The organism is Candidatus Margulisiibacteriota bacterium (assembly GCA_041661965.1).
Classification (GTDB): Bacteria; Margulisbacteria; WOR-1; order O2-12-FULL-45-9; family XYB2-FULL-48-7; genus XYB2-FULL-45-9.
In genome coordinates this window covers 409,471-430,885 of the sequence record JBAZTH010000003.1, presented here as the reverse complement: position 1 = coordinate 430,885, position 21,415 = coordinate 409,471, and the positions used below count along the sequence as shown (strand labels likewise).

Here is a 21,415-nt window from a genome sequence, read left to right as displayed (position 1 = left end):
GCCCTGTCCCTACATTTCATCACATTTTATATCCCTCCATTTTCAATAATCTAATTTTCTCTTTAATCCCGCCGGCAAACCCGCCAAGACCGTTGGCGGCCACGACCCGGTGACACGGAACGACTGGGGCAAAGGGATTTTTATTGAGGGCGTTGCCGACCGCCCGGGCCGCTTTTGGCCGGCCAATCCGGCGAGCAACCCAGCCGTAGCTCCTGACCTCCCCTTTGGGGATCAGCTTCACGGCGGCATAGACTTTTTTTTCGAATTCCGTTGGCTCGTTCATCGTTTTAATAAATACTTTTCGATCTTCTCGAAGGAGGTATTGACCACATGCTTGTCAGAAAGGCCAGCCGCTTTGATCAGCTCTTCCACCTTTTTAAAATCACCCAACATTGTTGAAAAATGAGAATCGGTCCCCAGAGCAACCAGCCAGTCGAGCCGTTTGACCTCCCGGGCCGCTTCGAGACATTTTTCCCAGGAACCGGGCCGGCTAACAACGGAACTGTTGTTCAGTTCGATCAGAACCCGGCGCTCTTTGGCGGCGGCACAGACCGCCGGAATATTGACCGGAAACTTGGGATTGCCGATATGGCCGAGTATATTAACGCGGGGATTACGAACCATCGTTTTGATCAGGACTTCGGTATTTTTCTCTTCTCCATGGCTCTCGTAGCCAACCCTGGGATGCATACTGGCAATGATGATCTCCAGGCCGCTCTGCTCGAACTCCGGCAGGTCGATCCCTCCGTCGGCGTTGATAACGTTGGCTTCACAGCCGCGGAAGATCCGGACCCCGTTGATCTTCTCGGGGACCATTTTCAGGTTGGCAAAATAATAGAGGTGCGGCCCGCCGGGCATCGCCGGACCATGGTCGGTCAAGGCAAAGGACTTGAGGCCAATTTTTTTCGCTCGGGCGGCGTATTCTTCCAGGGTCGAATAAGCGTGACCGGAAGAGATGGTATGAAGGTGAAGATCGGCAACGTACTTCATGGAGTTATTTTAGCATAAAAAAGCGTTCTTACTTAGTTTCCATTTCTTCTTCGTCAATATCGAAATTAGTGAAAACTTCCTGGACATCATCATGATCTTCCAATAAGCTGACCAATTTAAGCGCTTTTTGGGCTGGCTCGCCAGTCAGTTTGACCGTGGTCGTCGGGATCATGGCTATTTCAGCCTGGACCGGTTTAAACCCACCTGCTTGGAGGGCATTTTTAACCTTTTCAAAGTTATCCGGAGTGGTCAGGACTTCCACCGTTTTATCTTCGGACAAGATATCTTCCGCTCCGGCATCGATGGCGGTCATGGTCAGGGTATCTTCATCGAGCCCGACCTTTTCGAAAACTATGCTTCCCCGGCGATTGAACTGGTAGGCAACGCTTCCGGACGAGCCAAGGTTGCCGCCGTGCTTGTCAAAAAGATTGCGGATCTCACCGGCCGCCCGGTTCCGGTTGTCGGTCATGACGTTAACGATGATCGCGAACCCGCCTGGGCCAAACCCTTCATAGGTCAGTTCTTCCATGGCGGCACCGCCTCCGCCAACCCCTTTTTCGATCGCCCTTTCAATATTATCCTTGGGCATATTGGCCGCTTTGGCCTTATCGATCGATAGGCGGAGCCTTGGATTAGCGTCCGGATCTCCCCCGCCGGTCTTGGCGGCGGTCGTTATTTCCCTGATGATCTTGGTAAAGACCTTCCCCCTGGCGGAATCGGTCTTGGCTTTTGACCTTTTGATCGTGGCCCATTTAGAATGTCCTGACATGTTGTATTTATCTTATCATAATTTACAGTGAAATTGAAATTTTCTCGGTTTTCCAACGATAATATAACATGAGGATCTCGAATATCATGTTTAGAACGGCCAAATTTATGGCCCTCCCTCTGGCGATTAATGGTTGCGCGGGAGAAGTGATCAAACCAGATGAATGTCTCAACTTAAAAAAGATGGAGTGTCCGGCCGCCAGCGTAATGATTACCGTCGCCGACCCGGCATTCCAAGCCCATCAAGCTTATCTCACTAACAGAACCAATGAATTACTCCGCGCCATCCCCTCCTGCTCGTATCAAAGCGTGAAAGAAATAGTTTTTACTCTAAACCTGCTCACCCCCGGCGCGGCGGCTGAACATGTTTGCACCATCATTGATTCGTCCAACGGGAATTCTTCAAGATCCTGCGTTATTAATATCAGCACCAATTGGTTTGGGCAGGAAAAAGAGCCCGTACCGGTAACGCCGGGAGTCCCGCATTACTGGGAATATTCCCTGCTCCACGAAGTCGGCCATGACGCCTGGGATAACGTCTGCGACCGGGGGGGATTCGAAACAATCTCTTTTAATCATGACGGCACGCGCAAAAATCTTACTGAAAATGATTTTCTCTTGATTTACAGCTATTATCCAAAAGAGGTTCATGTTTCCGCTTTAAAAGAAGCCAAAGAGGACTTCGCCTATCATTTTGCCAGTTTCGTGCTCGATCGCGACTACTTTTTAAGCGGCTGTAAACAGCCGAACACTCCGGAAGAAGCAAAAAAGTCGCCAAGCCTGACGGCTAAATACTTTTCTTTGCAAAATAATATTTTCGATCGAGAATATCCGACCGCCCCTTAATTTTTATAACGCGGCGATCCCGACCTTCTTTAACGCCTTCATGTAGAGCGAAACATATTTTTTGGCCGAAGCATCCCAGGAATAATCAAGGTTCATGACCCGCTTTTGCAGGGTCTCCCATAACTCTTTTTTCTGATAAGCCCCGAGCGCCCTTTTGACCGCGTCGATCAGAGCGGCGGCGCTGTATTGCGCAAAAACAAAACCTTCTCCCTTGCCGATGACCGGATCGAAATCGCCAACCGTGTCGGCCAACCCGCCGGTCCGCCGGACGATCGGAATCGTCCCATATTTAAAACTGATCAGCTGGCCCAGGCCGCACGGCTCGTAAAGGCTCGGCATCAGGAACATGTCGGCGCCGGCATAGATCAATTCCGCCAGCAAGGCGTCAAAGGTCAGGTTGACGGCGATCTTCTCCGGAAAACGGGCTTGCTCCCGTAAAAGAAGCTCATGATACTTCTGATCGCCGGTCCCCAGGATCACCACCTGGCAGCCAAGCGCCATGATCTCATCAAGCGCGGCGGAAAAAATATCAAAACCTTTCTGGTCCGCCAGCCTGGTGACCAGGCCGATGATCGGAATCTCTTTGTTCTCCGGAAGTTTGTTTTGGCGCTGCAGCTCCAATTTATTTTCGGCTTTCAGGAAGATCGTCGCCGGACTATAACGTTTAACGATATTCTTATCGGTCGCCGGGTTCCAGATCTCATAATCGATCCCGTTAATGATACCAAAAACATCCCTGGCGCGGGCACGCAGGAGCCCGTCCAATCCGGCGCCGTATTCGGGCGTTTGGATCTCCTTGGCATAAGTTTCGGAAACGGTGTTGATAACGTCGGCGTAAACAAAGCCGGCCTTGGTCAGGGCGATCTGGCCCCAAAATTCAAGGCCGTCTTGTTTAAAGACCTCTTTACCCAGACCGGTCACCGCCAGTTTTTCTTTTGGAAAAAGACCCAGATAAGCCATGTTGTGGACCGAATAAACGGTCGCGGTCCGGGCAAAAAATGGGTCGTCGCGGGAGAGGTTCTTTAGGTGGGCAAGGACCAAAGCTGATTGCCAATCATTACAATGAATAATATCCGGCCGCCAGTTCAGTGTTTTAAGGAATGGGAGGGCGGCGGCGCAAAAAGCGGAAAATCGCTCCAGATTATCCTCGTAATCGACCCCTTTGAGCTGATAAAGACCTTCGCGCCGGCCAAAGAACGTCGGATCATCGAAAAAATAAACAATCACTTCAGTGCCGGGAATTCGCCCTTCAAAGATCTGTGGCGCGATCTTTTTTAAATCATATTTTTCCTGATCGACCGCCTTATAACGCGGCATGAAAATCCGAACATCGTGACCGATGGTTTTCAAGGCCTTGGGAAGGGCGCCGGCCACATCGGCCAAGCCGCCGGTCTTAGCGAACGGCACGACCTCCGAAGAGATATAAAAGATCTTCATAGGACGGCATCAATCCTTTCAATGTACCGTTCGGCCAATTTTTGCGCCTGGTCGTCCCGATCGGCTTCAGCGTAGATATTGATGACCGGCCGGACCGGGTCCGGCAGGATCAGGACCCAATCCTGCCCGTGAAAGACCTTGACGCCGTCGGTCAGGTCAACTTCCGCCTCGCCGATCCCGTCGACGATCGAGCGGAGGACCTTTCCTTTGTTCTCGGCGGCGCAGGAGATCTCCTTGGAATACATCCTGATCTTCGGGACTTCATCGGCCACGGCCGAAAGCTTGACCCGTTGTTTGGCCAGGATCTCGATCAACTTCACCGAAGTGAACATCGCGTCAAAGGCGCATTGGAACCCGGGGAAAATAAAGCCGCCCAGGGTCTCGCCGAAGAAATAAGTGTTCCCCTTCTGGCATTTCTCCATCATCGCCCGGACGCTGGTCCGGGTCCTGACCACTTGAACGCCGTATTTACCAGCCAGTTCGTCGATCACCCGGCTGGCTTTGACCGGGACCGCGATCTGCCCCCCCGGTCGGCCGCGGCACATCAGGATCGTCATCACCGCGAGTTCCAGGTCGCCGTCCAGGATCCGTCCCTTTTCGTCGCAGAGAAAGACCTTTTCCGCGCCGGTATCGAGCATGATCCCAAGGTCGGCGTTGAGCGATTTCACGATCTGGGAGAGCTGCGACAATTCCTTGTCGAACATCGCCTTGCTTTTGGTGATCTTGGTCTCGTCAATGTGGGCATTAAGGGCGATAACGTCGATCCCCAGTTCCCCCAGGATCGAAGGAAAGATCTGCGACGCCGAACTATAGGCGTAATCGACCACCACCCGCAGATTAGCGTTGCGGATCAGCTCCTTGTCCAGAGCGCTGATCATTCCGTCCTTGTAATATTCGGTCACCCGGTGGAACGGAAAAGAAAGTTCACCGACCTCACTGATGTCGGCGCGGGTAAATTCTTCGCTGAAGAAGAGCCGTTCAATTTTCTTTTCCCTGGTCGAAGCCAGGTCCATCCCGTTCTCGTCAAAGAATTTAATGTCGATCACGTTATTGTCATAAGGCGATTTGCGGACGTGAAAGCCTCCCCGGTTCTTCAGCGCTTTCAGTTCGTAGCGATTGACCGGGATCGGGATCATTTCCAGATCGGAGACGTCGACCCCGGCCGAAAGGACGCCGGAGAGAAGCGCCCGGTAGATCATCCGGGAGGCGGGATGGGAATCGCGGGAGGTGCTGATCTGCGAACCCTTCCCCAGGGTCGAACCGTAGGCGGCCCCCAGGGTCGCCGCGAATTCGGGAGTTATCTCGACATTGCAAAGGCCGTTGACGCCGAACGGTCCGAAGATCCCTTTTTTCCAGCGCTCGCGCCAAACCATCGACCGCGAAACGGTCGCCCCTTCTTCGATCACCTTTTTCGGCCAGATCTTGACGTAAGGTTTAATGTTGGTTTCCTTGCCGATCATGCATTCGTCGCCGATGACGACCCCTTCTTCGATCAAGCTCCCATCGCCGATCACGGCCCCCCGGCCAATGATCGTCTGATCGCAATGCACTTCATTGCCGAGGATCACGTTATCCCAAAGAACCACATAACGCAAGACCGTATTATGGCCGATCTGGCAGTTGCGGCCGATACAAACGTTTTCCAACACCGCGCCGTCGGCCACAAACGAGCCGGCGCCGACGACCACGATTTTGTTCTTTTTCACCGAACCGGCGACCCGAGCGCTTTTATCGATCAACTGTTCATCCTCTTTCAAGATATCGGCCGTCGCCATGCCGTATTCATAAAGACTGCCGATATCCTTCCAACGGCCCTCCGCGATGTAACCAAAAAGCGGGATCCCCTTACTTAACAACAAAGGAAAAAGATCGAGGCTGAAGTCGAACGGTCGCCCGGGCGGGATCAGGGCCATGACTTCGGGTTCCAGGATGTAGATCCCGCAATTGACCGTATCGGAAAAGATCTCGCTCGGAGAAGGTTTTTCGAGGAAATGTTTGACGCTGCCGTCTTTATTGAGAATGACGATCCCGTATTGGACCGGATTTTTCACCCGGGTCAAGACCAGGGTCGCTTGCGATTTTTTCGCCCGGTGGAAGTCGACCGCCGCCGTAAGATCAAAATCGGTGAGGACGTCGGCGCTGCTGACCAGGAAAGTGTCGTCAAAGTTAACCGCCGCCAAACGGACCGCGCCGGCGGTGCCGAGGTCCTCTTTGGCCTCCAGGTATGAGAGTTTGACGCCGAACTTCCCCCCGTCTCCAAAATAGTTTTTTATGATCTCCGGCTGATGGTAAAGCATGGCGGTGATCTCGCCGAAACCATTTTCCTTCAGATGACGCAGGGCATACTGCATCAACGGCTGGTTAATGACCGGGACCATCGGCTTCGGCAGATTAACCGTCAGCGGATGAAGCCTTGTCCCTAGCCCACCGGCCAGTATGACCGCCCTCATAAATACGCCCTGTAATCGATATTTTGAAAAATATTATCTTTAGACTCGATATCTCCCAGCCAATTCTCATCGAGTGAATTGTTATTGATCTGATCGTACAGAACGGTAAAGCGTTCAATATGGTCTTGGGTCCGTTTGACCGCGTAGGAAACGCAGGTCCCGGTCTTCATGATGAAGGCCCAGTCGGACGACTGGGCGAGCAGGACCTCTCTCGCCGCCTGGTTTAGCGCCCGGCGCAAAACCCCGTCGGCATTGGGATGGCGTTTGGCCAGCTCGACCATCCGGTCGGCCGCTTTATGGAGATGGCGGTAGATCCAATCGTTTGAACCTTCGAGCCAATATTCGTTGTATCCTTTCCACCCCCAGGAAGAAAAGGACGGCGTCACGACCTGGTTTTTGGGATTGTTTTCCAAATATTCGGCCAGGGTGACCGGCTTGATGACATCCTGGTCATGATACATTTTCCGGAAAAGGAAGTTCAGCCAATCCGGGCCTTCGTACCACCAGTGGCCGTACAACTCGGCATCATACGGCGAGACCACGATCGGCTTCCGGCCAAGATAATTGTAAAGATGCTCAACTTGCTTGGCCCGATTGAAAAGAAAATTACCGGCATGGTCGGCTGCCCGATCGAGCGCCCACTGCCGGACATAAGGATGTTTCTGGGCCAGGTCCATCCGGCCGGAGATCCGGTAATACTTAATCCCGGTATTGATCCTGGTCCCATCGCTGTGGATGTACGGCCGGATATAATCATAATCAAGGTCGAAGCCGATATCGCGATAGAATTCCCGGTAGTTGTAATCGCCGGGATACCCTTCATTGGCGCTCCAAACCGCTTTGGACGACTCCATGTCCCGGCCGAAAGCGGCCACGCCGGAGCGGCAGTAGACCGGCGCGAAAACCCCGTACTTCGGCCGCGGGGTCCCGTGCAGAATTCCGTGCGTATCGACTAGAAAGAATCCGATCCCCTCTTCCTTTAAGAATTCATCATGCCCCGGCTGATAACCGCATTCCGGCAGCCAGATGCCGCGCGGCCGGCGGCCGAACAGCTGCTCGTAATGAGCGGCGGCAACTTTGATCTGCGCCCTAACCGCGTTCGGATTGTTTTCCATCAGCGGCAGGAAACCGTGGGTCGCGCCGCAGGTAAGGATCTCCAGTTTGCCGAGGTCCTGGAATTTTTTGAAAGCGTGGACCAGATTGCGGTGATATTTATTGACGAAGCGGTCGCGGCAATCGAGGAACAAGTGATGGTACATTTCCGCCAGGGAGAAAAATTCCGGCTGCCAGCGGGTCCGCTCCATTTCCCTGGCGCTCAACTCGATCAGGCTCTCGATATGTTTCAGATAGCGTTCCTGGAGGAGCGGGTCCATCAGCATCGAGCCAAGGGTCGGCGTGATCGACATGGTCAGGCGGAAATCAACCCCGTCGTTAACCAGCCCTTCAAAAACCTTTAACAGCGGGATATATGTTTCGGTGATCGCCTCGAACAGCCAATCTTCTTCGAGGAACTCTTCGTGTTCGGGATGGCGGACGAACGGTAAATGGGCGTGCAGGACTAAGGCTAAATAACCCTTTTCCATTTATTCGGTTCTTCTCTCAACTTTGGGGGTGATCTGCCGGCGCTCGGCGCCGTCATCGCGGATCGCTTCGATCGGGATCACCTGATTGCCGTCGGGGAGAGAAAAGCGGAGACTAAAGGTCCCGTCGTCACGCAGGTCGATCTTGCGCCCCTGGATCGTCACGGTCGCGCTCGGTTCGGTCGCGCCGTAAACGATCAGTTCGCAGTTGGCGGCCAGCCAGAACGGCCGCTCCGGCTTTGGCGCCTGGGCGGAACCGGAAGAGACCCAGCCGGAAGCGGACTTCCTGATCTCCTGCGACCCTTGGCCGAGGCCTTGGCCGAAGCCGCCGGAAAGCGCGTAGAGCTTGTCCCAATCAAGGGTCAGCCATTCTTCATCGATGATATCGGACATCCGGTCAAGCGGCATAGTCACCCAATTGGAACGGGCGGCGGCGATAAAGCGGCCGTCTGGGAGCAGAAAGCCGATGTCGACGCAATAAGTCCGGTTGGGGGCAACCTTGATATACCAGCTGGTCGCGCCGCCGGCGAGGTGAATATCAAAATAATTCCAGTTTTCGGTATCATAGACGCGGAGCGTTTCGCGCGACCGGACAAACTGATCGTGACCAACCATTTGGCGGATCTCATCCCGGCGCTGCCGGCTGATTTCCCAATAGGCAAAAAACCAGGCTGGATCGCGGACCATCGCCACGATCCGGTTATCGCCGTAACTGGCCGGGAACTCAAAACCTTTTTCCGGAGCGAACTTCTGCATGACCGGCCCGGCGTAATACTTGCTCTCTTCGATCCGTTCTTCATTCCCGATCGGAAAAGGAATAACTGCTGGTTTTTTTATTCGTGGCTTGCGTTTTGGTTTAGCGGCGGCCAGCGCGGTCAGTTTCTTGGCCGGAGACTTTTTTTTAGCCGACTTTTTCCTGGTAATGATCGTTTCGGCCGTAATAACTTTTTTCTTTCTGGGCATTGGTAACCACCTCTTTGATCGGGTCTAAATCTTGACCTCCCGGAGATACTTGGCCGCTTCTTCCGGCGCGGTCGGATTGATGTACAGTCCAGACCCCCACTCAAAGCCGGCTTGTTTGGTTAAGCGGGGGATGATCTCGATATGCCAGTGGAAATCATAACCGATGGTCCCCCAGTAATCAGGTTTACCCGGCCGCGGGACCGAGTTGGGCGCGGTATGAACGACGTAATTATACGGCGGATCGTTCAAGGTCTTTTTCAAGCGGAGCATGACATCTTTTAGACAACGGGCCAGCTGCATCCGTTCCTCATCCGGCAACTCCTGGAACCCGGATTCATGGCGCCGCGGCATCAGCCAGATCTCGAACGGAAAGCGGGAAGCAAAGGGAGTAAAGGCAACAAAATACTCGTTCTCGTAGACCATCCGCTCGCCGGTCCCCAGTTCCTGGCGGATCATGTCGCAAAAGATACAGCGCTCTTTCTCCAGAAAGTAAGAACGGGCCGAGGCCAACTCGAGCTTAACGTAGCGAGGGGTGATCGGCGTGGCGATCAACTGGGAATGAGGATGGGCCAGGGATGCCCCGGCCGCGGTCCCGTAATTCTTAAAGACCAGGATATAGCGGAAGCGTTTATCTTTTTCCAGATCAACGATCCGCTGTTTATAGGCCCAGAGGATCTTCTCGATATGAGCTTCTTCCATGTCGGCAATCCCCAGATTGTGGTTGGGGGTTTCAATGATAACTTCATGCGCGCCAATCCCGCTCATCATGTCGAAAATCCCCATGCCGGTCCGGTTGACCTCCCCTTCGATCACCAGCGCCGGGAACTTATTGGGGGTAACGCGAACATCCCAGCCAGGGGTATCGGGCGCGGTATTGGGTTTTCTCCAGGCGATGATCTCTTTGGGGGTTTTGCTTTCGTTCCCTTCATCAAAAGGGCAGAACTTCGCGGCTTCAGCCGCGCTTTCAATAGTCGGGGTGGCACCAAAATCGGATGGGCGGCGTCCCCTTTCGGTGGAAACAATCACCCAACGATCGGATATCGGATCTTTTCGAAGCTCTGGCATTTAAAATCCTCCTTTTAGAAATAAAGGCTCAACTCTCAATACGCAAGGCTATCTTTATCTTCCATTTTTCGCCCGGTTGAAGGCTAATCTTCCAATTCGGAAACAAGACCGAACTCTGAAAATTCTTTTCAAAACCGGACTCGGAAACGGAAATTGTTTCGATCGGAAAACGCCACAGCGCGGCCGGTCGATCCAGGGCCAATGATACACTAAAACCTTTCCATTCGTCAACAATTCCAGCCAGGGAAACATTCTCCGAACGACCGGAACTTTCCAGGATCGAGTTGTCCACTCCGTCGATCTTATAATACCTATCGCTGGAATTTCCCGCTAAAAAAGAAAAATTAAACTCCGTCCCAAACCAGAGGTGAACGACTTCACTGCTGATATTGCTAAGATCATACATTATATTGACAATCGATTGCTTGGCCAGGATCGAGATCTCTTTTTCCACCCGGACCGCATTGCCGCCGACCTTCCCATCCCGCTTTAAGCGGATAAGGACCTCGTTCCCCCGCCGCTGCGGCATATAGTCAAACCGGCTCCCCGCGAAATCCCCTTCTTCCCGGAATTTATTCCGGCTGAAGCTGTCCAAGCTGGTCCCCTCGCCTAAAAAATGGTCGATCAGGCAAAACCGGGGGTGGCGGTCATAGGTCAGCAATTTGTCATAGCCTTTAAGCTTCGCCTGCTCGACTATCTTCTTGGTCGACTCCGGAAATTCCGGCTGTTTTTCCCAGACCGGAGGATTAAGCTTTTCATGATAGGCTTCCTCGCGGCGGGCCAGCGTGTTGATCAGGTTGAAGTTTTTCGGTTTATAATCGAGCTCGAAAAGCGCCCCCCCCTGCTCCGGAGAAAAATAAAGATTAAGAAAACTGTTGGCCAGCACTACTTCTTCCCGACCGTCCCGGTCAAAATCGGTGATCGCCACGTCGGCATAATCATCCTTCCCTCTGGCCTGCCCTTCCATGACCGCTTCCGCCTTGAGAATGTTTTCGTAGACCGCGTGGCGCAGAAAGTTCAAATAGATCCCGCTGAAAACGCCATGCCAGTAAGCGCAACCGCACTGGCTCTTGTAAAGGGCTATTTCCGCTTCCTTGATCCGGCTTTCAAATTCTTTTTCTCCCAGCAGAGACTTCCCCTTTTTTAAGCGGGCAAGGCGGTCGCTGGCCTGGAGCATCCGCTTGTGCATCAGGTTCGACTCCGGATATTTAACCAGAAAGTTGCGGAAGGAACCGCCGCTTAGAAACGGCAGGAAATCTTCCAGGAGGCCGTTCTGCTTCAGGTCGTCGGTAATCTGTTTGAATTTTTTCTCGGCCGCGGGGGGAAGAGACCAGTCCATCATCTCAAAATAGGAGCTGGCCGGCAAATAGACCCGGCCGACCGGCTGGTTCTCTTCCAGATAATCGGAAAAACTGGTGGTCCGCAGCCAGCCGGTCTTTTCGATCAGGGTCAGCAGTTTCTCAAGATAACCGCCGGCAAAAACTTTTTTCTGCGTTCCCGGCCAGAGTCCGAATTTCTCTCCGTCATCGGCAATGACCGCCAGGGTTTGGCCCCGCTCCGACATTGATTTTAAATAATCGAGAACGTCATCCGGCTTTTTGAAGGGAATGGCGTAGCGAAGGGCCCGGCTGATCGGGAAGACCCTGACGACTTCCCCCTCCTCTTCCGTAATGTAATAACCGTTCAGCTTTTCTTTTTCCAACCCGGCCGCCAGGAAATGCGAATCATCAAGCAGCGTATACTCAACGCCGGATTGGGCCAGGACTTTGGGAAGTTGCGGTTCCCAAACCCGCTCGGAAAGCCAGAAGCCGCGCGGCGCGAGCCCGAACATCGTCTTTAAAGTGTCATTTTGCAGTTTGATCTGCCCCAGTTTATCTTCGTCCGGGATCAGAGAGAGGATCGGCTCGTAATGACCGGAAGTTAAAAGCTCCAACTGCCCTTTTTTGACCAGTTCTTTCAACAAATCGATAAATTCAGGGTGCTTTTCCTTGAACCATTCCAGGAGGATCCCGCTGTAGTGGGCGGCAAATTTTATCCGGGGATGTTCCCGCATCGTTTGGATAAAGGGAAGGTAAGATCGCTCGTAGGCCTCTTCAATGACCGACTCGAGGTTCCCTACCGGCTGATGGCAATGGACGGCGAAAAGCAGGTCGACTTGCCGCATTTCAGACGGTCCACTGTTCTTGTTCATAGGTGTCGGTCGGCACGGCGACATTTATACCACCGCCTTTGGGCCAGCGCTCGACTTCCTGGCCGTCCTTGTAAACAACGACGACGAATTCAAGAGGATCGTTCGGCTTGGCCTCAAGATAACTGAAAGGGATCCCCAGTTCGATGATCCGGGCAATGCCGAAGGAGCGCATCTCCCGCTCAAAAACCCAGTGGTTGTCCATTTTATATAATTTAGCGACAAAGTACTTCAATTCCGGATCGTATGAGATCTCGAACTTTTTTTCCGCCGGGTGAGAAAAGATAACCGCGAAAGAGAAGGTCTTCGCTTCCTCGGAATACATCGAAATATTGAGCCCGAGGCGAACAAAAAGGTCGCTCATGCTGAAGCCGTAATGGATCTCGCGCAGGAGCGTTTCGATCTGGTGCATCGCGCCGCGCGCTTTCGAGATATCAAAGAGACCGGCCGACAGCCATTCGTAATAACTGGTCACTTCTCCGTCGAGGACCGGATTGATCAAATAAGCCGGTTCCTTTAACGGACGGATCGGCCGCGACAACTGCTTGATGGGCGACTCCAGATATTTGGGGGGGGTCCGGCCGATCAGCGTATAAATATTCTTTAAGTGTTTGCGGAAAAGCGAATCGAAAAGCGCGTCGTTCTCGGACGAGTGGTCGTCGCCGTACCACCAGCACCAATCGGATCCTTCGGCAATGTAGAGCTCCTGCCAGGCGGCGGGGAAATCCGCTTTACTGAACGGCTCCAGAGCCAACCGGGCTTTATTGAGATAGTCCCAGGCCGAATTATCTTCGTCATGCCCGATCCAGATCTTAAAATTGCTGTTGATCCAGGAACCGGCAAAAAGCCGGGAGAGTTTCTTTTGCGGCGGATTTTCCTTAATGTAATCGCAGACCCTAACCGAGCGGATTTCGTGGTTGGCGGCCAAATTGGCGTAAAAACTTTCCAGGAAAGACTTGCCGCCGTCGGGATAATACTCCCAGGCGTTCTCGCCGTCCAGGACGACCGGGACCAGATAGTTTTTGCCGTCATCAGGCAAGCTGATCCGAATGTTATGAAGATGGGAAGAAAAATCGCGGATCGAATCGTGGACGTTCCAGCGCTGATAAACAAAGCCGATCTGGTCGGACAAGAAGTGGTTGCGGAAGATCATGGCGACCTGGGTCCCGTCCTGTTCGACCAGATAAGGCTGATAAAGATCGGCAGCGGCTAAGGTCCTGGCCCGCATCTCGATCTTGTGAAGGGAGCGTTCCAGGATCCCTTCGTCGGTCGCGATCCATTTCAAACCGGAGCGGGCGATCAGCGGGACCATCGCCTCCGAGACTGACCCTTCCGACGGCCACATCCCAACAGGTTTGTCCCCAAACCGGTCGGCAAAAAAATCGACCGCCTGCTGAATCTGGGCGGCGGCGTCTTCAGGGTGCTGAAAGGCCGACGGCGGCGACTTCATGAACGGCATCGCCTCTTTGGCGACATTGGTATCGCAAAGGAGCGGCAGGATCGGGTGATAAAACGGCGTCGTGGTCAGTTCGATCTGTCCGCGCCCGCTAAGCTCTTTATATTTCGGAATGACCTTCCCCATGACCTCCCATTGTTTGGCAATGACGACCTTCTTGTCTTCGCTGGAAAAATATTTCCCTTTGGCGATCAAACCTTTGATCTCCTCGTCCTCGTTCCGGTAAATAAAACCGAACCAGGTCAGGTTGAACCAGACCTGAAGGTCGAGCAGTTCCTGCGGCGAAAAGCGCTTGGCGACCTTGGCCAGCTCCGTCTGGGAAACGAAACGGCCGCGCTTCAAAAGGAGATCGCGGTAACGGGGATAAGGATGGACCATCGTGTCCCAATTGGCCATGAAAAAATACTGCAGCATCAGGACCCGATCGTGCTGGGTCAAATCGGAGGGATTTTTTCTGGTCAGATCGAGCAGGACGTCCGTAGCGTTGTGGGTGACGTAATCTTCGATCTGCAAAAGAAGCGACGGAACGAGATTGAAAGTGACCTTAACTTCCGGGAAGCGGTCGAGGACCGCGACCATGTCGTAATAATCCTTGACGGCGTGCATCCTGACCCAGGGCATGACGTACTCCCCGGTCACCAGATCCTTGTAAAACGGCTGGTGCATGTGCCAGACCAGCGCTAAAGAAACCGGATTTTTCATCTCTTCTCCGACATCGCAACCCCTTTATTGATCACCCACATCGCGAAGATCAGCGCCACGACCGTGATCATAAAAATCGTCCCGCAAATAATCAAGGTTATAACAATTGCCGTATTCATTCGCCACCACCTCCTCCATAAACAGCTTGATGGATCTCGGCAAAACGGTCCTTGCCGCCAATGAGCAGCATTGTCAACGGCATCGCTTCTTTGGCCAATTTGGTCATCGCCGCGGACAGGTCGCGAATATCCCACTGGGCGTGGGCGTCTTCCCGCAAACGGGAGATATGATAGAGCTCCCGGGCATTAAGAGACAACAAAACCCGGCGGCGATGGGCGCCGGTCAAAAGATATTGCGCGGCGGCCGGGAATTGTTTGACCAGCTTATTGTATAATGCGTCGGTCTCTTTAATCAGTTCGGCAAACTCGCCGCCTTTGATCTTGGCCGGGACCGTCACCCCCAAAGCCGGCTCGTAACGCTGGGCGGTCAGGGTCGCCGGGCGATGACGTTTCATTTGAGCGAAACAACCAGCCGACATCACCAGGTCAAAAGTTAAGGTGACATGTTCGAACTCACGCAAAACACCATGGTAAAGCTTTAGGTGGCGGCAGGCTTTTTTGACCGCTTCTTCCCGTTCAGCCTTTGACATCTCTTTTACGATCCGGCGGCAATTGCGGAAAGAGATCGTCGAAGTTGAATGGAGCAGGGAGCCGACCAGTTTCAAATCGGCGTCTTTGCTGTAATCGATCAAGTCGCAAACCTGGGAAACCCGCCGTTTTCGCTCCCAACGTCCGGCAAAATATTGCCGCAATTCCCGGGCGGTCAGCGATTCGTAAGCGGTCGCTTCGGTGTAGCGGATCAGCGACGGCGCGACTTTGGCGGCCAATTCATACAATGTTTTACCCAGAGTTCTGACTTCAGCCAGTTCGCTGGAAGCGAACCGCCGGATCATCAGCTCCAGGGTCCGGGCGTTAACGGTCAGGCCAAGCTGGCCGTTGGTGGCAAGCGAAGTGGCATAGCGGGCGTCTTCCGGTTCGATCCCCCGGTCGAGCAGCGCTTTGTAAGTTTGGTTCTGTTTTTCGACCAGCGCGACGAACGGCTTCTCGAAATCGGTCCCTTTAAACTCCTCCGGCAAATGATAATTATCTTCCAGTTTTTGATAACGCTGGGATTTTTCGGTGTAGGAAGCGAAACGGAATTTTTCCAGCTCTTCCATCGCCAGGCGGGAAAGGTCGATAATATCGAAATTAAAAACGGCGTGTTCGGCGACCGAGGAATGACCCATATCAAAAACGATTTTAGTGTTGGAGCGGCGGGCTTTTTCGACTTCGGCCCGGGAAATAGTTCGCAGTTCATCGACCGGACGGGGATCGCGAGAGATCCTGGCATAAGCGGCCGAGATCGTTTCCGGGGTCAGGTCAACTCTCGTCGAACCGCGGGTCAATTCAGCCAGGATATCGGCATCAACGTTATAGCCGGCCAGGAGTACTTTCACGCGGCTATTTTAGCATACCTTTAATGATGATATCCACCGCCTCGTCCTGACGCACTCCCCTGGCCATCAGCGTTTCTAATTGCTGTTTATCGACGCTGCCGATCGCCGCCTCGTGGGTAATCTTCGCGCTCTCCTCAAAGACATCGACGACCGGCACCGCCCTGGCCCGCGCTCTCCCCTGGATGATCTCGACGCAGTCGACATGGCCTCTGGCTTGCCGGCCGTAAGCGGCGATCTCGGAGTAAACTTCGCTGACCGCGTCTTCTTTGACCGCGACCCGGCTTTTAATAATGCCGCGTGAACCGGCCCCTTTTAAAACGCAGCGTTCTTTGATCTTGACCAGGTCCCGGCCGTAGCCGTAAGCCTTGGCGATCATCTCCGCCACCGCGTTCTCCCCCGCTTCCACTTCGTAATCGATCTCCAGCCGGCCAACCTTCCCCTTAGTCAATTGAAAATAAGTCTCCAAACGAGCGCCTTCTTCTAAAGTGATCCGGGCTTTGGGAACAACCACAACCCCGCCATCTTCCCCATGAAAATGGGTCTCGTTGTAACGATAAAAGCCGTTCTTGCGGACCATGATCGTCGCTTCCATGAGGTGCTGGACCTTGACAGCGTTCGGAAAAATACAATGGGCAAGCAAGCTAACCCCGGACTCCTCGCCGATCTCGGTCTCAATGTTGATCCGCTGGATTCCTTCTTTCGGTAAGACGCCGAAGCAGAGGTGGACCGGAAACTCGATCTTCACTCCGGGAAGGACCCTGATCTTCAGGTCGACCCCGTCAGCGGTCTCGCGCGGTAAGACCTCAAGGCCGGGGACCAGGTGAGAGCCCAGCACCTTGTTCTGATGAACGACTAAGTGGGCCACTTTCTGATCGGCAAAGACCGCCGGGTTCCCTTCGGCCTGTCGATAAACATCCAGCAATTCTTTATACTCTTGGGTGTAATCCATTAGCCATCCTTGGCGGAAGGGTAAACCCTGGTCGGACAAGGTTTGCAGTTCCGTTTGTAGTAATCGATGATCTCCGGCGGGTCGCCGACCTTAAAAGCCAGGCCGCTGCACATCAGCGCCGCCCGGTCGGCCACTTTAATGACTTCTTCGTCATGGGTAATAAGAATAACGGAACCGCCGTAATTTTTGATCTCTTTGATCAAACTGACGACCGCCTCTTGCGAGAGCATGTCGATCCCGGAATCGGGTTCGTCCAGGATCGCCAGTTTCGGTCTCATCGCCAGAATGGAAGCCAATTCGACTTTTTTCCGCTCGCCCCCGCTCAAGGTCTTGTCGACTTCGCGTTTCCGGTATTCGCTGGGGTTAAGCCTCATCTGTTCGAGATATTTTTCAGCCAGCAGGTGCCCTTTTTTATCGCTGCCGAGTAGGACATAGTCGAGGAGGGAAAGCCCTTCGAAACGGGCCGGTTCCTGCCAAGCCAGGGTGAGCCCAAGCCTGGCCCGTTCATCAATAGTTTTATTGGTAATATCTTCGCCGTTGAAAGTAATCCGGCCCCGGTCAGGGGCATAACCGGCGCTCCCCATCAGAACATAAGCCAACGAGCTTTTTCCGGCACCGTTGGTCCCCAGCACCCCAAAGATCTCTCCGTCGCCGACCGTAAAGCTAATGTTGGCGATGATCTGCTTGTCGCCCCGCTTCAGACTTAGATTCTCGATCTTTAACCCCACCGATTATCTCATCTCCTATAACTGTCCTCTGGTATTGTAGCATTAATAACCACACCAGAATATTCAATTCCTACACTTATCGTTTTGCGCCAACGGAACTAACCCCACCAGAATGTTCAACCACTACACTTATCGTTTTGCGCCAACGAAACTAACCCCACCAGAATGTTCAACCCTTACAGCTCTTCTTGGCGCCTCCCCTTAACAGGGGAGGAAGTTTGTTGTTAACTAACAGTTTTTTTAAGGGATCAATGATTAATTGACCAACTAAACGGGAATTGTCCAACTAAAAAGTCCCCCTGTTAAGGGGGATTCAGGGGGTTAAAAGCTAAACGCAAGTTCTCACTTTAATCGATAAGACAGGATTTAGGGGGTTAAAAGCTAGACGCAAGCTCTTACTTTAATCGATAAGACAGGATTCAGGGGGTTAAAAGCTAAACGCAAGTTCTCACTTTAATCGTAAGGCAAGATTTAGCGGTTTATCAGTGCCTTCAATTCCTTTTCACGTGCCGCTAATTTATCGTTAAGATCATCAATCATTTTCCCCAAGTTAAAAAAGATCTCCTCGTTCCAATATCTTATAATTTTTATGCCATTTCTGGCCAAACAAACGGTTCTTTGCTCGTCATATTCAGCCTTTTTGTTATGACTGCTGCCATCAACTTCTATTCCCAGCAAAAGCTTCGAACAATAAAAATCGACGATAAACCTGCCAAGAGGCTTCTGTCTAATGAATTTATAATTGTTAACTTTTTTGCCACGCAAAACTTCCCATAAAATTTTTTCTGCTTCGGTTTGATCTCGACGCAGTTTTTTAGCCCTTGGGGTTAATCTAACATCGTACGGAATTATGCCTCTTTTAGTCTTTTTCATGAGGTTTCAGATAAATAGCAGCTGCTTAATTATCGATTTCGATCTCGATCATTTCCCCTTTGCGCAGCGGCCGCGGTTCGTCGAGGAAAAGCAGTTCGCCGGCGATCTCGCCAAAGTCCGGCTCATGGCCGACGCAAAGGATCCGCTCGAACTGGCGGTTTCGTTCCAGGATCTCCAGGATATCGCCCAGCGTACAGCCGGGGGCCAGCATGTCGTCAACGAACATTTTGTCCCGCTCTTTGAGCGCGTCCGCCACGATCTCCGCCGTTTGATAGGCCCGAACGCAGGGAGAAGAAACAATAACGTCAAAGGAAATTCCTGTTTCCACCAATTCCCCGGCTAGTTCCCGGATCTGCGTTCGCCCATTATCGGTCAGCGGGCGGAGATAGTCGTCCGGATAATCTTCGCTTGGGGCCGCTTCGCCGTGGCGGAGGAGATAAAGCTTCATACCCCGATCGCCCGGTGGTTGTTAACGATCTCATCAGCCAGCCGGTCCAAAGCGGCGTAGTCAGTTTCAGTGGGGGCCCCTTTAGCGATGACCGGCGGAATGATCGTAACCTTGAGGTTGACGATCATCGCGGAGAGATTCTCCACCATCTTACCACCCCAGGCGAACGAACCGATCACCGAAACGAACTTCGTTTTCGGCCGGAGCGCGTTAGCCAGGAAAGCGGCGTGGGCCGCCAGCGGATGCGGGCCGGCCAAAACGGTCGGGGTACCGATAACAACGGTCGCCGCGTCAACCAGGTCCATCGCCAGTTCACCGATATCGGTCCGGGCAAGATTATAAGGCTTGACGATAACCCCCCGCGCCATGAGGATATCAATGAGGTATTCGGCCATCTCCTGGGTACTGCCATGCATCGAAACGTAAGCCAGGAGAACCTCGTTTTTGACCGCGTCCCCCGCCCAATCAGCGTAAGCCTCAAGGATCATTTTAGGGTTCTGATAGACCGGCCCGTGGCTGGGGGCGGCGATCTCAAAATTCAGCCCTTTCAATTTTTCCAGGTGCTGTTTGATCGACGTCCTAAAAGGCATCATAATCTCGGCAAAATAACGCTTGGCCGCCCGGTAGACGTGCGCCTCGTCGGACACAAAAAGTTCGCTGGTCGCCAGGTGCGAGCCGAGAAAGTCACAGGTAAAAAGGATCTTGTCTTCCGCGACGTAGGTAAACATCGTCTCCGGCCAATGGACCCAGGGGGCCAGGATAAACTCCAGGGTCTTGTTCCCCAACGATATTTTTTCCCGGTCGGCCACGATCTGGATCTTTTCGGCCGGGACCCGGAGATGGGAGATCAAAAGCTCCCCGCATTTGGCATTGGTCACGACCTTGGCCATTGGGAACAGCTCCAAAAGGAACGGAATCGAGCCGGAATGGTCCTGTTCGGCGTGATGAGCGACCAGATAGTCGATCTTCCCGACGTTTAATTCGTTCAGGTTCTCGACCAGCGCGCCGACCTTCGTCGGATCGACCGTATCGAGCAAAGCGGTCTTTTCGCTGCCGACGATCAAATATGAATTGTAGCTGGTCCCTTCCGGAAGCGGGATCAGCTCATCGAACAGCCGCCGGTCAAAATCGATCGCTCCAACTGAAAATATATCGGCTTTAATTTTCCTGACAGCCATGATTACCCCTCTGGTTTAAACTGATCTTTGCTCGCGCCGCAGACCGGGCAGACCCAGCTGTTCGGCAGACTTTCAAACGACGTCCCCGGCGCGACCCCGGAATCGGGGTCCCCTTTCGCCGGATCGTAAACATAACCGCAAACCGTGCAGATATATTTCTTCACAACTCGTCTCCTTTTTATTTAGCGGACCAAAGCCCGTGCAGGTTGCAGTACTCCCGGGCGGCAACCTCGGCAGCGGTCAAACAAAATTCCGCCTCGGGCTTATCACCGGGCTTGAGAAATTTCCGGTAAGCCTTGCCGTCCGCGATCAGCTCGATCCATTCAATGTAATGCTTCTCTTCCATCGGATGGGGTACGGCGCCGATCTTGACCAAAGATCCGTTCGGCGTTTTTTCGATCACCGGCACGTGTTTTTCCTTGGCGGCATCGACGGTGTTCTCAATCATCTCCTTCATCGGCTGACCGCAACAGACCAGTTCGCCGTCGCCGCTATGCAGGACTTCCACGATATTGCCGCACACTTCACACTTATAAATACCCATTTGTTTTGCCATGATTTATCCCCCTTATGTCCGCCGTTATTTCCGGCTGTATTTTAGCTAAAATCGCCGTTTTGTTCAAGTTACTGATCGTCTTGCCGTCCGCTGTGCTTAACCACCCGGCCTTCCACCATATAAACGACATCCTCGCCGATATTGGTCGCGTGGTCGGAGATCCGCTCCAGATGGCGCGAAACCAAAAGCAAAGGAATAGCGCGCGGCACGGCCGTGGAATCCTTCCCCATGATCTCGATCAGTTCGTCGTGGACCAGGTCGCGTAATTTATCGACTTCTTTCTCTTTGACCCAGATCTCCCGGGCCTTTCGCGAATCACGATTGACGAAGGCGTCTAGGGCTAAGGCGACCGATTCCTGGGCCAATCTGGCCATTTTCGGGATATCGATCAGCGGTTTAAGGAGCGGCCGTCCCGCCAGTTCGATCGCCCGCTGGGCGATATCTTCCGCCAGGTCGCCGATCCTCTCCAGGTCGTTGGCGATCCGCATCCCGGTCATTAAAAAGCGCAGGTCCGAGGCTTCGGGCTGGCGCAAGGCGACCAACTGAATGCATTTCTCATCGATCTCCAGCTCCAATTGGTCGACGTTCTCATCTTCTTTCACGACTTCTTCCGCCATCTCCTTGTCCAGTTTTTTTAGTGATTCGACCGATTTGTGGATCAAACCCTGGACCATCACCCCCATTTTCAGGATCGTATCTTTTAATTCCCCCATCTCATGATCGAAAACTCTTTTATGGTCCAT

21 protein-coding genes are annotated in these 21,415 nt (G+C 53.1%); 1 reads left to right on the top strand and 20 read right to left on the bottom strand.

Going from position 1 to position 21,415, the window contains the following annotated elements:
• Positions 1-19: 19 nt before the first annotated feature.
• Genes WC772_07890 through WC772_07880 form a run of 3 tightly spaced genes read right to left on the bottom strand, consistent with a single transcriptional unit; the run spans position 20 to position 1,759 of the window.
• The gene (locus WC772_07890) at positions 20-283 is read right to left on the bottom strand and encodes an MGMT family protein (protein ID MFA6170673.1); all 264 of its coding nucleotides are present in this window, start codon (positions 281-283) and stop codon (positions 20-22) included.
• Positions 280-990: a PHP domain-containing protein gene (locus WC772_07885; protein MFA6170672.1), complete on the bottom strand. Its 711-nt coding sequence runs from the start codon at positions 988-990 to the stop codon at positions 280-282. Before WC772_07885 ends, WC772_07890 begins: the two co-directional genes overlap by 4 nt.
• A 28-nt stretch (positions 991-1,018) precedes the next feature.
• Positions 1,019-1,759, bottom strand: a complete 741-nt coding sequence (locus WC772_07880) for a YebC/PmpR family DNA-binding transcriptional regulator (GenBank protein ID MFA6170671.1) — start codon at positions 1,757-1,759, stop codon at positions 1,019-1,021.
• Positions 1,760-1,845: 86 nt separating this feature from the next.
• On the opposite strand from WC772_07880, the gene WC772_07875 reads away from it, so the two are divergent.
• Positions 1,846-2,604 (top strand): hypothetical protein, encoded by a 759-nt coding sequence (locus WC772_07875; protein ID MFA6170670.1) that lies wholly within the window; start codon positions 1,846-1,848, stop codon positions 2,602-2,604.
• 3 nt (positions 2,605-2,607) lie between these two features.
• Here WC772_07875 and glgA read toward each other — a convergent pair whose 3' ends face one another.
• The 17 genes from glgA to phoU form a co-directional block, all read right to left on the bottom strand.
• Positions 2,608-4,041 (bottom strand): glycogen synthase GlgA, encoded by a 1,434-nt coding sequence (gene glgA / locus WC772_07870; protein MFA6170669.1) that lies wholly within the window; start codon positions 4,039-4,041, stop codon positions 2,608-2,610.
• Positions 4,038-6,491 carry a mannose-1-phosphate guanyltransferase gene (locus tag WC772_07865; GenBank protein MFA6170668.1) on the bottom strand — a complete coding sequence of 818 codons (2,454 nt, stop codon included), beginning with the start codon at positions 6,489-6,491 and terminating at the stop codon, positions 4,038-4,040. Before WC772_07865 ends, glgA begins: the two co-directional genes overlap by 4 nt.
• Entirely contained in the window at positions 6,488-8,074 is a 1,587-nt protein-coding gene (locus WC772_07860) for a 1,4-alpha-glucan branching protein domain-containing protein (GenBank protein MFA6170667.1), read from the bottom strand. Before WC772_07860 ends, WC772_07865 begins: the two co-directional genes overlap by 4 nt.
• On the bottom strand, positions 8,075-9,034 hold the full coding sequence (locus WC772_07855) for a DUF4912 domain-containing protein (protein ID MFA6170666.1): 960 nt from the start codon (positions 9,032-9,034) through the stop codon (positions 8,075-8,077).
• Between the two features lie 24 nt (positions 9,035-9,058).
• Complete coding sequence (galT, locus tag WC772_07850; protein MFA6170665.1) at positions 9,059-10,099, bottom strand: galactose-1-phosphate uridylyltransferase; 1,041 nt, start codon at positions 10,097-10,099, stop codon at positions 9,059-9,061.
• Between the two features lie 28 nt (positions 10,100-10,127).
• The gene (locus WC772_07845) at positions 10,128-12,290 is read right to left on the bottom strand and encodes an alpha-amylase/4-alpha-glucanotransferase domain-containing protein (GenBank protein MFA6170664.1); all 2,163 of its coding nucleotides are present in this window, start codon (positions 12,288-12,290) and stop codon (positions 10,128-10,130) included.
• Positions 12,265-14,445 carry a glycoside hydrolase family 57 protein gene (locus WC772_07840; GenBank protein MFA6170663.1) on the bottom strand — a complete coding sequence of 727 codons (2,181 nt, stop codon included), beginning with the start codon at positions 14,443-14,445 and terminating at the stop codon, positions 12,265-12,267. The genes WC772_07845 and WC772_07840 overlap by 26 nt, the downstream gene beginning before the upstream one ends.
• Complete coding sequence (locus WC772_07835; GenBank protein ID MFA6170662.1) at positions 14,442-14,564, bottom strand: hypothetical protein; 123 nt, start codon at positions 14,562-14,564, stop codon at positions 14,442-14,444. The genes WC772_07840 and WC772_07835 overlap by 4 nt, the downstream gene beginning before the upstream one ends.
• Positions 14,561-15,940, bottom strand: coding sequence for an FAD-dependent thymidylate synthase (locus WC772_07830; protein MFA6170661.1), 1,380 nt, complete (start codon positions 15,938-15,940; stop codon positions 14,561-14,563). The genes WC772_07835 and WC772_07830 overlap by 4 nt, the downstream gene beginning before the upstream one ends.
• A 4-nt stretch (positions 15,941-15,944) precedes the next feature.
• A complete protein-coding gene (locus WC772_07825; protein MFA6170660.1) occupies positions 15,945-16,889 on the bottom strand; it encodes a SufD family Fe-S cluster assembly protein in 945 nt (314 codons plus the stop codon).
• Entirely contained in the window at positions 16,889-17,617 is a 729-nt protein-coding gene (locus WC772_07820) for an ATP-binding cassette domain-containing protein (GenBank protein MFA6170659.1), read from the bottom strand. Before WC772_07820 ends, WC772_07825 begins: the two co-directional genes overlap by 1 nt.
• A gap of 471 nt (positions 17,618-18,088) precedes the next feature.
• Positions 18,089-18,490, bottom strand: coding sequence for a DUF559 domain-containing protein (locus WC772_07815; GenBank protein ID MFA6170658.1), 402 nt, complete (start codon positions 18,488-18,490; stop codon positions 18,089-18,091).
• 25 nt (positions 18,491-18,515) lie between these two features.
• Entirely contained in the window at positions 18,516-18,938 is a 423-nt protein-coding gene (gene sixA / locus WC772_07810) for a phosphohistidine phosphatase SixA (GenBank protein ID MFA6170657.1), read from the bottom strand.
• Positions 18,935-20,116 carry an FprA family A-type flavoprotein gene (locus tag WC772_07805; protein ID MFA6170656.1) on the bottom strand — a complete coding sequence of 394 codons (1,182 nt, stop codon included), beginning with the start codon at positions 20,114-20,116 and terminating at the stop codon, positions 18,935-18,937. The genes sixA and WC772_07805 overlap by 4 nt, the downstream gene beginning before the upstream one ends.
• Before the next feature lie 2 nt (positions 20,117-20,118).
• Positions 20,119-20,280 carry a rubredoxin gene (locus WC772_07800; protein MFA6170655.1) on the bottom strand — a complete coding sequence of 54 codons (162 nt, stop codon included), beginning with the start codon at positions 20,278-20,280 and terminating at the stop codon, positions 20,119-20,121.
• A gap of 14 nt (positions 20,281-20,294) precedes the next feature.
• Positions 20,295-20,672, bottom strand: coding sequence for a desulfoferrodoxin (locus tag WC772_07795; GenBank protein ID MFA6170654.1), 378 nt, complete (start codon positions 20,670-20,672; stop codon positions 20,295-20,297).
• 68 nt (positions 20,673-20,740) lie between these two features.
• A complete protein-coding gene (gene phoU, locus WC772_07790; GenBank protein MFA6170653.1) occupies positions 20,741-21,415 on the bottom strand; it encodes a phosphate signaling complex protein PhoU in 675 nt (224 codons plus the stop codon).

What these genes read in the sequence shown, in the direction of transcription:
- WC772_07890 (MFA6170673.1), bottom strand. Translation starts at nt 283, where the DNA reads ATGAACGAGCCAACGGAATTCGAAAAAAAAGTCTATGCCGCCGTGAAG.
- WC772_07885 (MFA6170672.1), bottom strand. Translation starts at nt 990, where the DNA reads ATGAAGTACGTTGCCGATCTTCACCTTCATACCATCTCTTCCGGTCAC.
- WC772_07880 (MFA6170671.1), bottom strand. Translation starts at nt 1,759, where the DNA reads ATGTCAGGACATTCTAAATGGGCCACGATCAAAAGGTCAAAAGCCAAG.
- WC772_07875 (MFA6170670.1), top strand. Translation starts at nt 1,846, where the DNA reads ATGTTTAGAACGGCCAAATTTATGGCCCTCCCTCTGGCGATTAATGGT.
- glgA (MFA6170669.1), bottom strand. Translation starts at nt 4,041, where the DNA reads ATGAAGATCTTTTATATCTCTTCGGAGGTCGTGCCGTTCGCTAAGACC.
- WC772_07865 (MFA6170668.1), bottom strand. Translation starts at nt 6,491, where the DNA reads ATGAGGGCGGTCATACTGGCCGGTGGGCTAGGGACAAGGCTTCATCCG.
- WC772_07860 (MFA6170667.1), bottom strand. Translation starts at nt 8,074, where the DNA reads ATGGAAAAGGGTTATTTAGCCTTAGTCCTGCACGCCCATTTACCGTTC.
- WC772_07855 (MFA6170666.1), bottom strand. Translation starts at nt 9,034, where the DNA reads ATGCCCAGAAAGAAAAAAGTTATTACGGCCGAAACGATCATTACCAGG.
- galT (MFA6170665.1), bottom strand. Translation starts at nt 10,099, where the DNA reads ATGCCAGAGCTTCGAAAAGATCCGATATCCGATCGTTGGGTGATTGTT.
- WC772_07845 (MFA6170664.1), bottom strand. Translation starts at nt 12,290, where the DNA reads ATGAACAAGAACAGTGGACCGTCTGAAATGCGGCAAGTCGACCTGCTT.
- WC772_07840 (MFA6170663.1), bottom strand. Translation starts at nt 14,445, where the DNA reads ATGAAAAATCCGGTTTCTTTAGCGCTGGTCTGGCACATGCACCAGCCG.
- WC772_07835 (MFA6170662.1), bottom strand. Translation starts at nt 14,564, where the DNA reads ATGAATACGGCAATTGTTATAACCTTGATTATTTGCGGGACGATTTTT.
- WC772_07825 (MFA6170660.1), bottom strand. Translation starts at nt 16,889, where the DNA reads ATGGATTACACCCAAGAGTATAAAGAATTGCTGGATGTTTATCGACAG.
- WC772_07815 (MFA6170658.1), bottom strand. Translation starts at nt 18,490, where the DNA reads ATGAAAAAGACTAAAAGAGGCATAATTCCGTACGATGTTAGATTAACC.
- sixA (MFA6170657.1), bottom strand. Translation starts at nt 18,938, where the DNA reads ATGAAGCTTTATCTCCTCCGCCACGGCGAAGCGGCCCCAAGCGAAGAT.
- WC772_07805 (MFA6170656.1), bottom strand. Translation starts at nt 20,116, where the DNA reads ATGGCTGTCAGGAAAATTAAAGCCGATATATTTTCAGTTGGAGCGATC.
- WC772_07795 (MFA6170654.1), bottom strand. Translation starts at nt 20,672, where the DNA reads ATGGCAAAACAAATGGGTATTTATAAGTGTGAAGTGTGCGGCAATATC.
- phoU (MFA6170653.1), bottom strand. Translation starts at nt 21,415, where the DNA reads ATGGACCATAAAAGAGTTTTCGATCATGAGATGGGGGAATTAAAAGAT.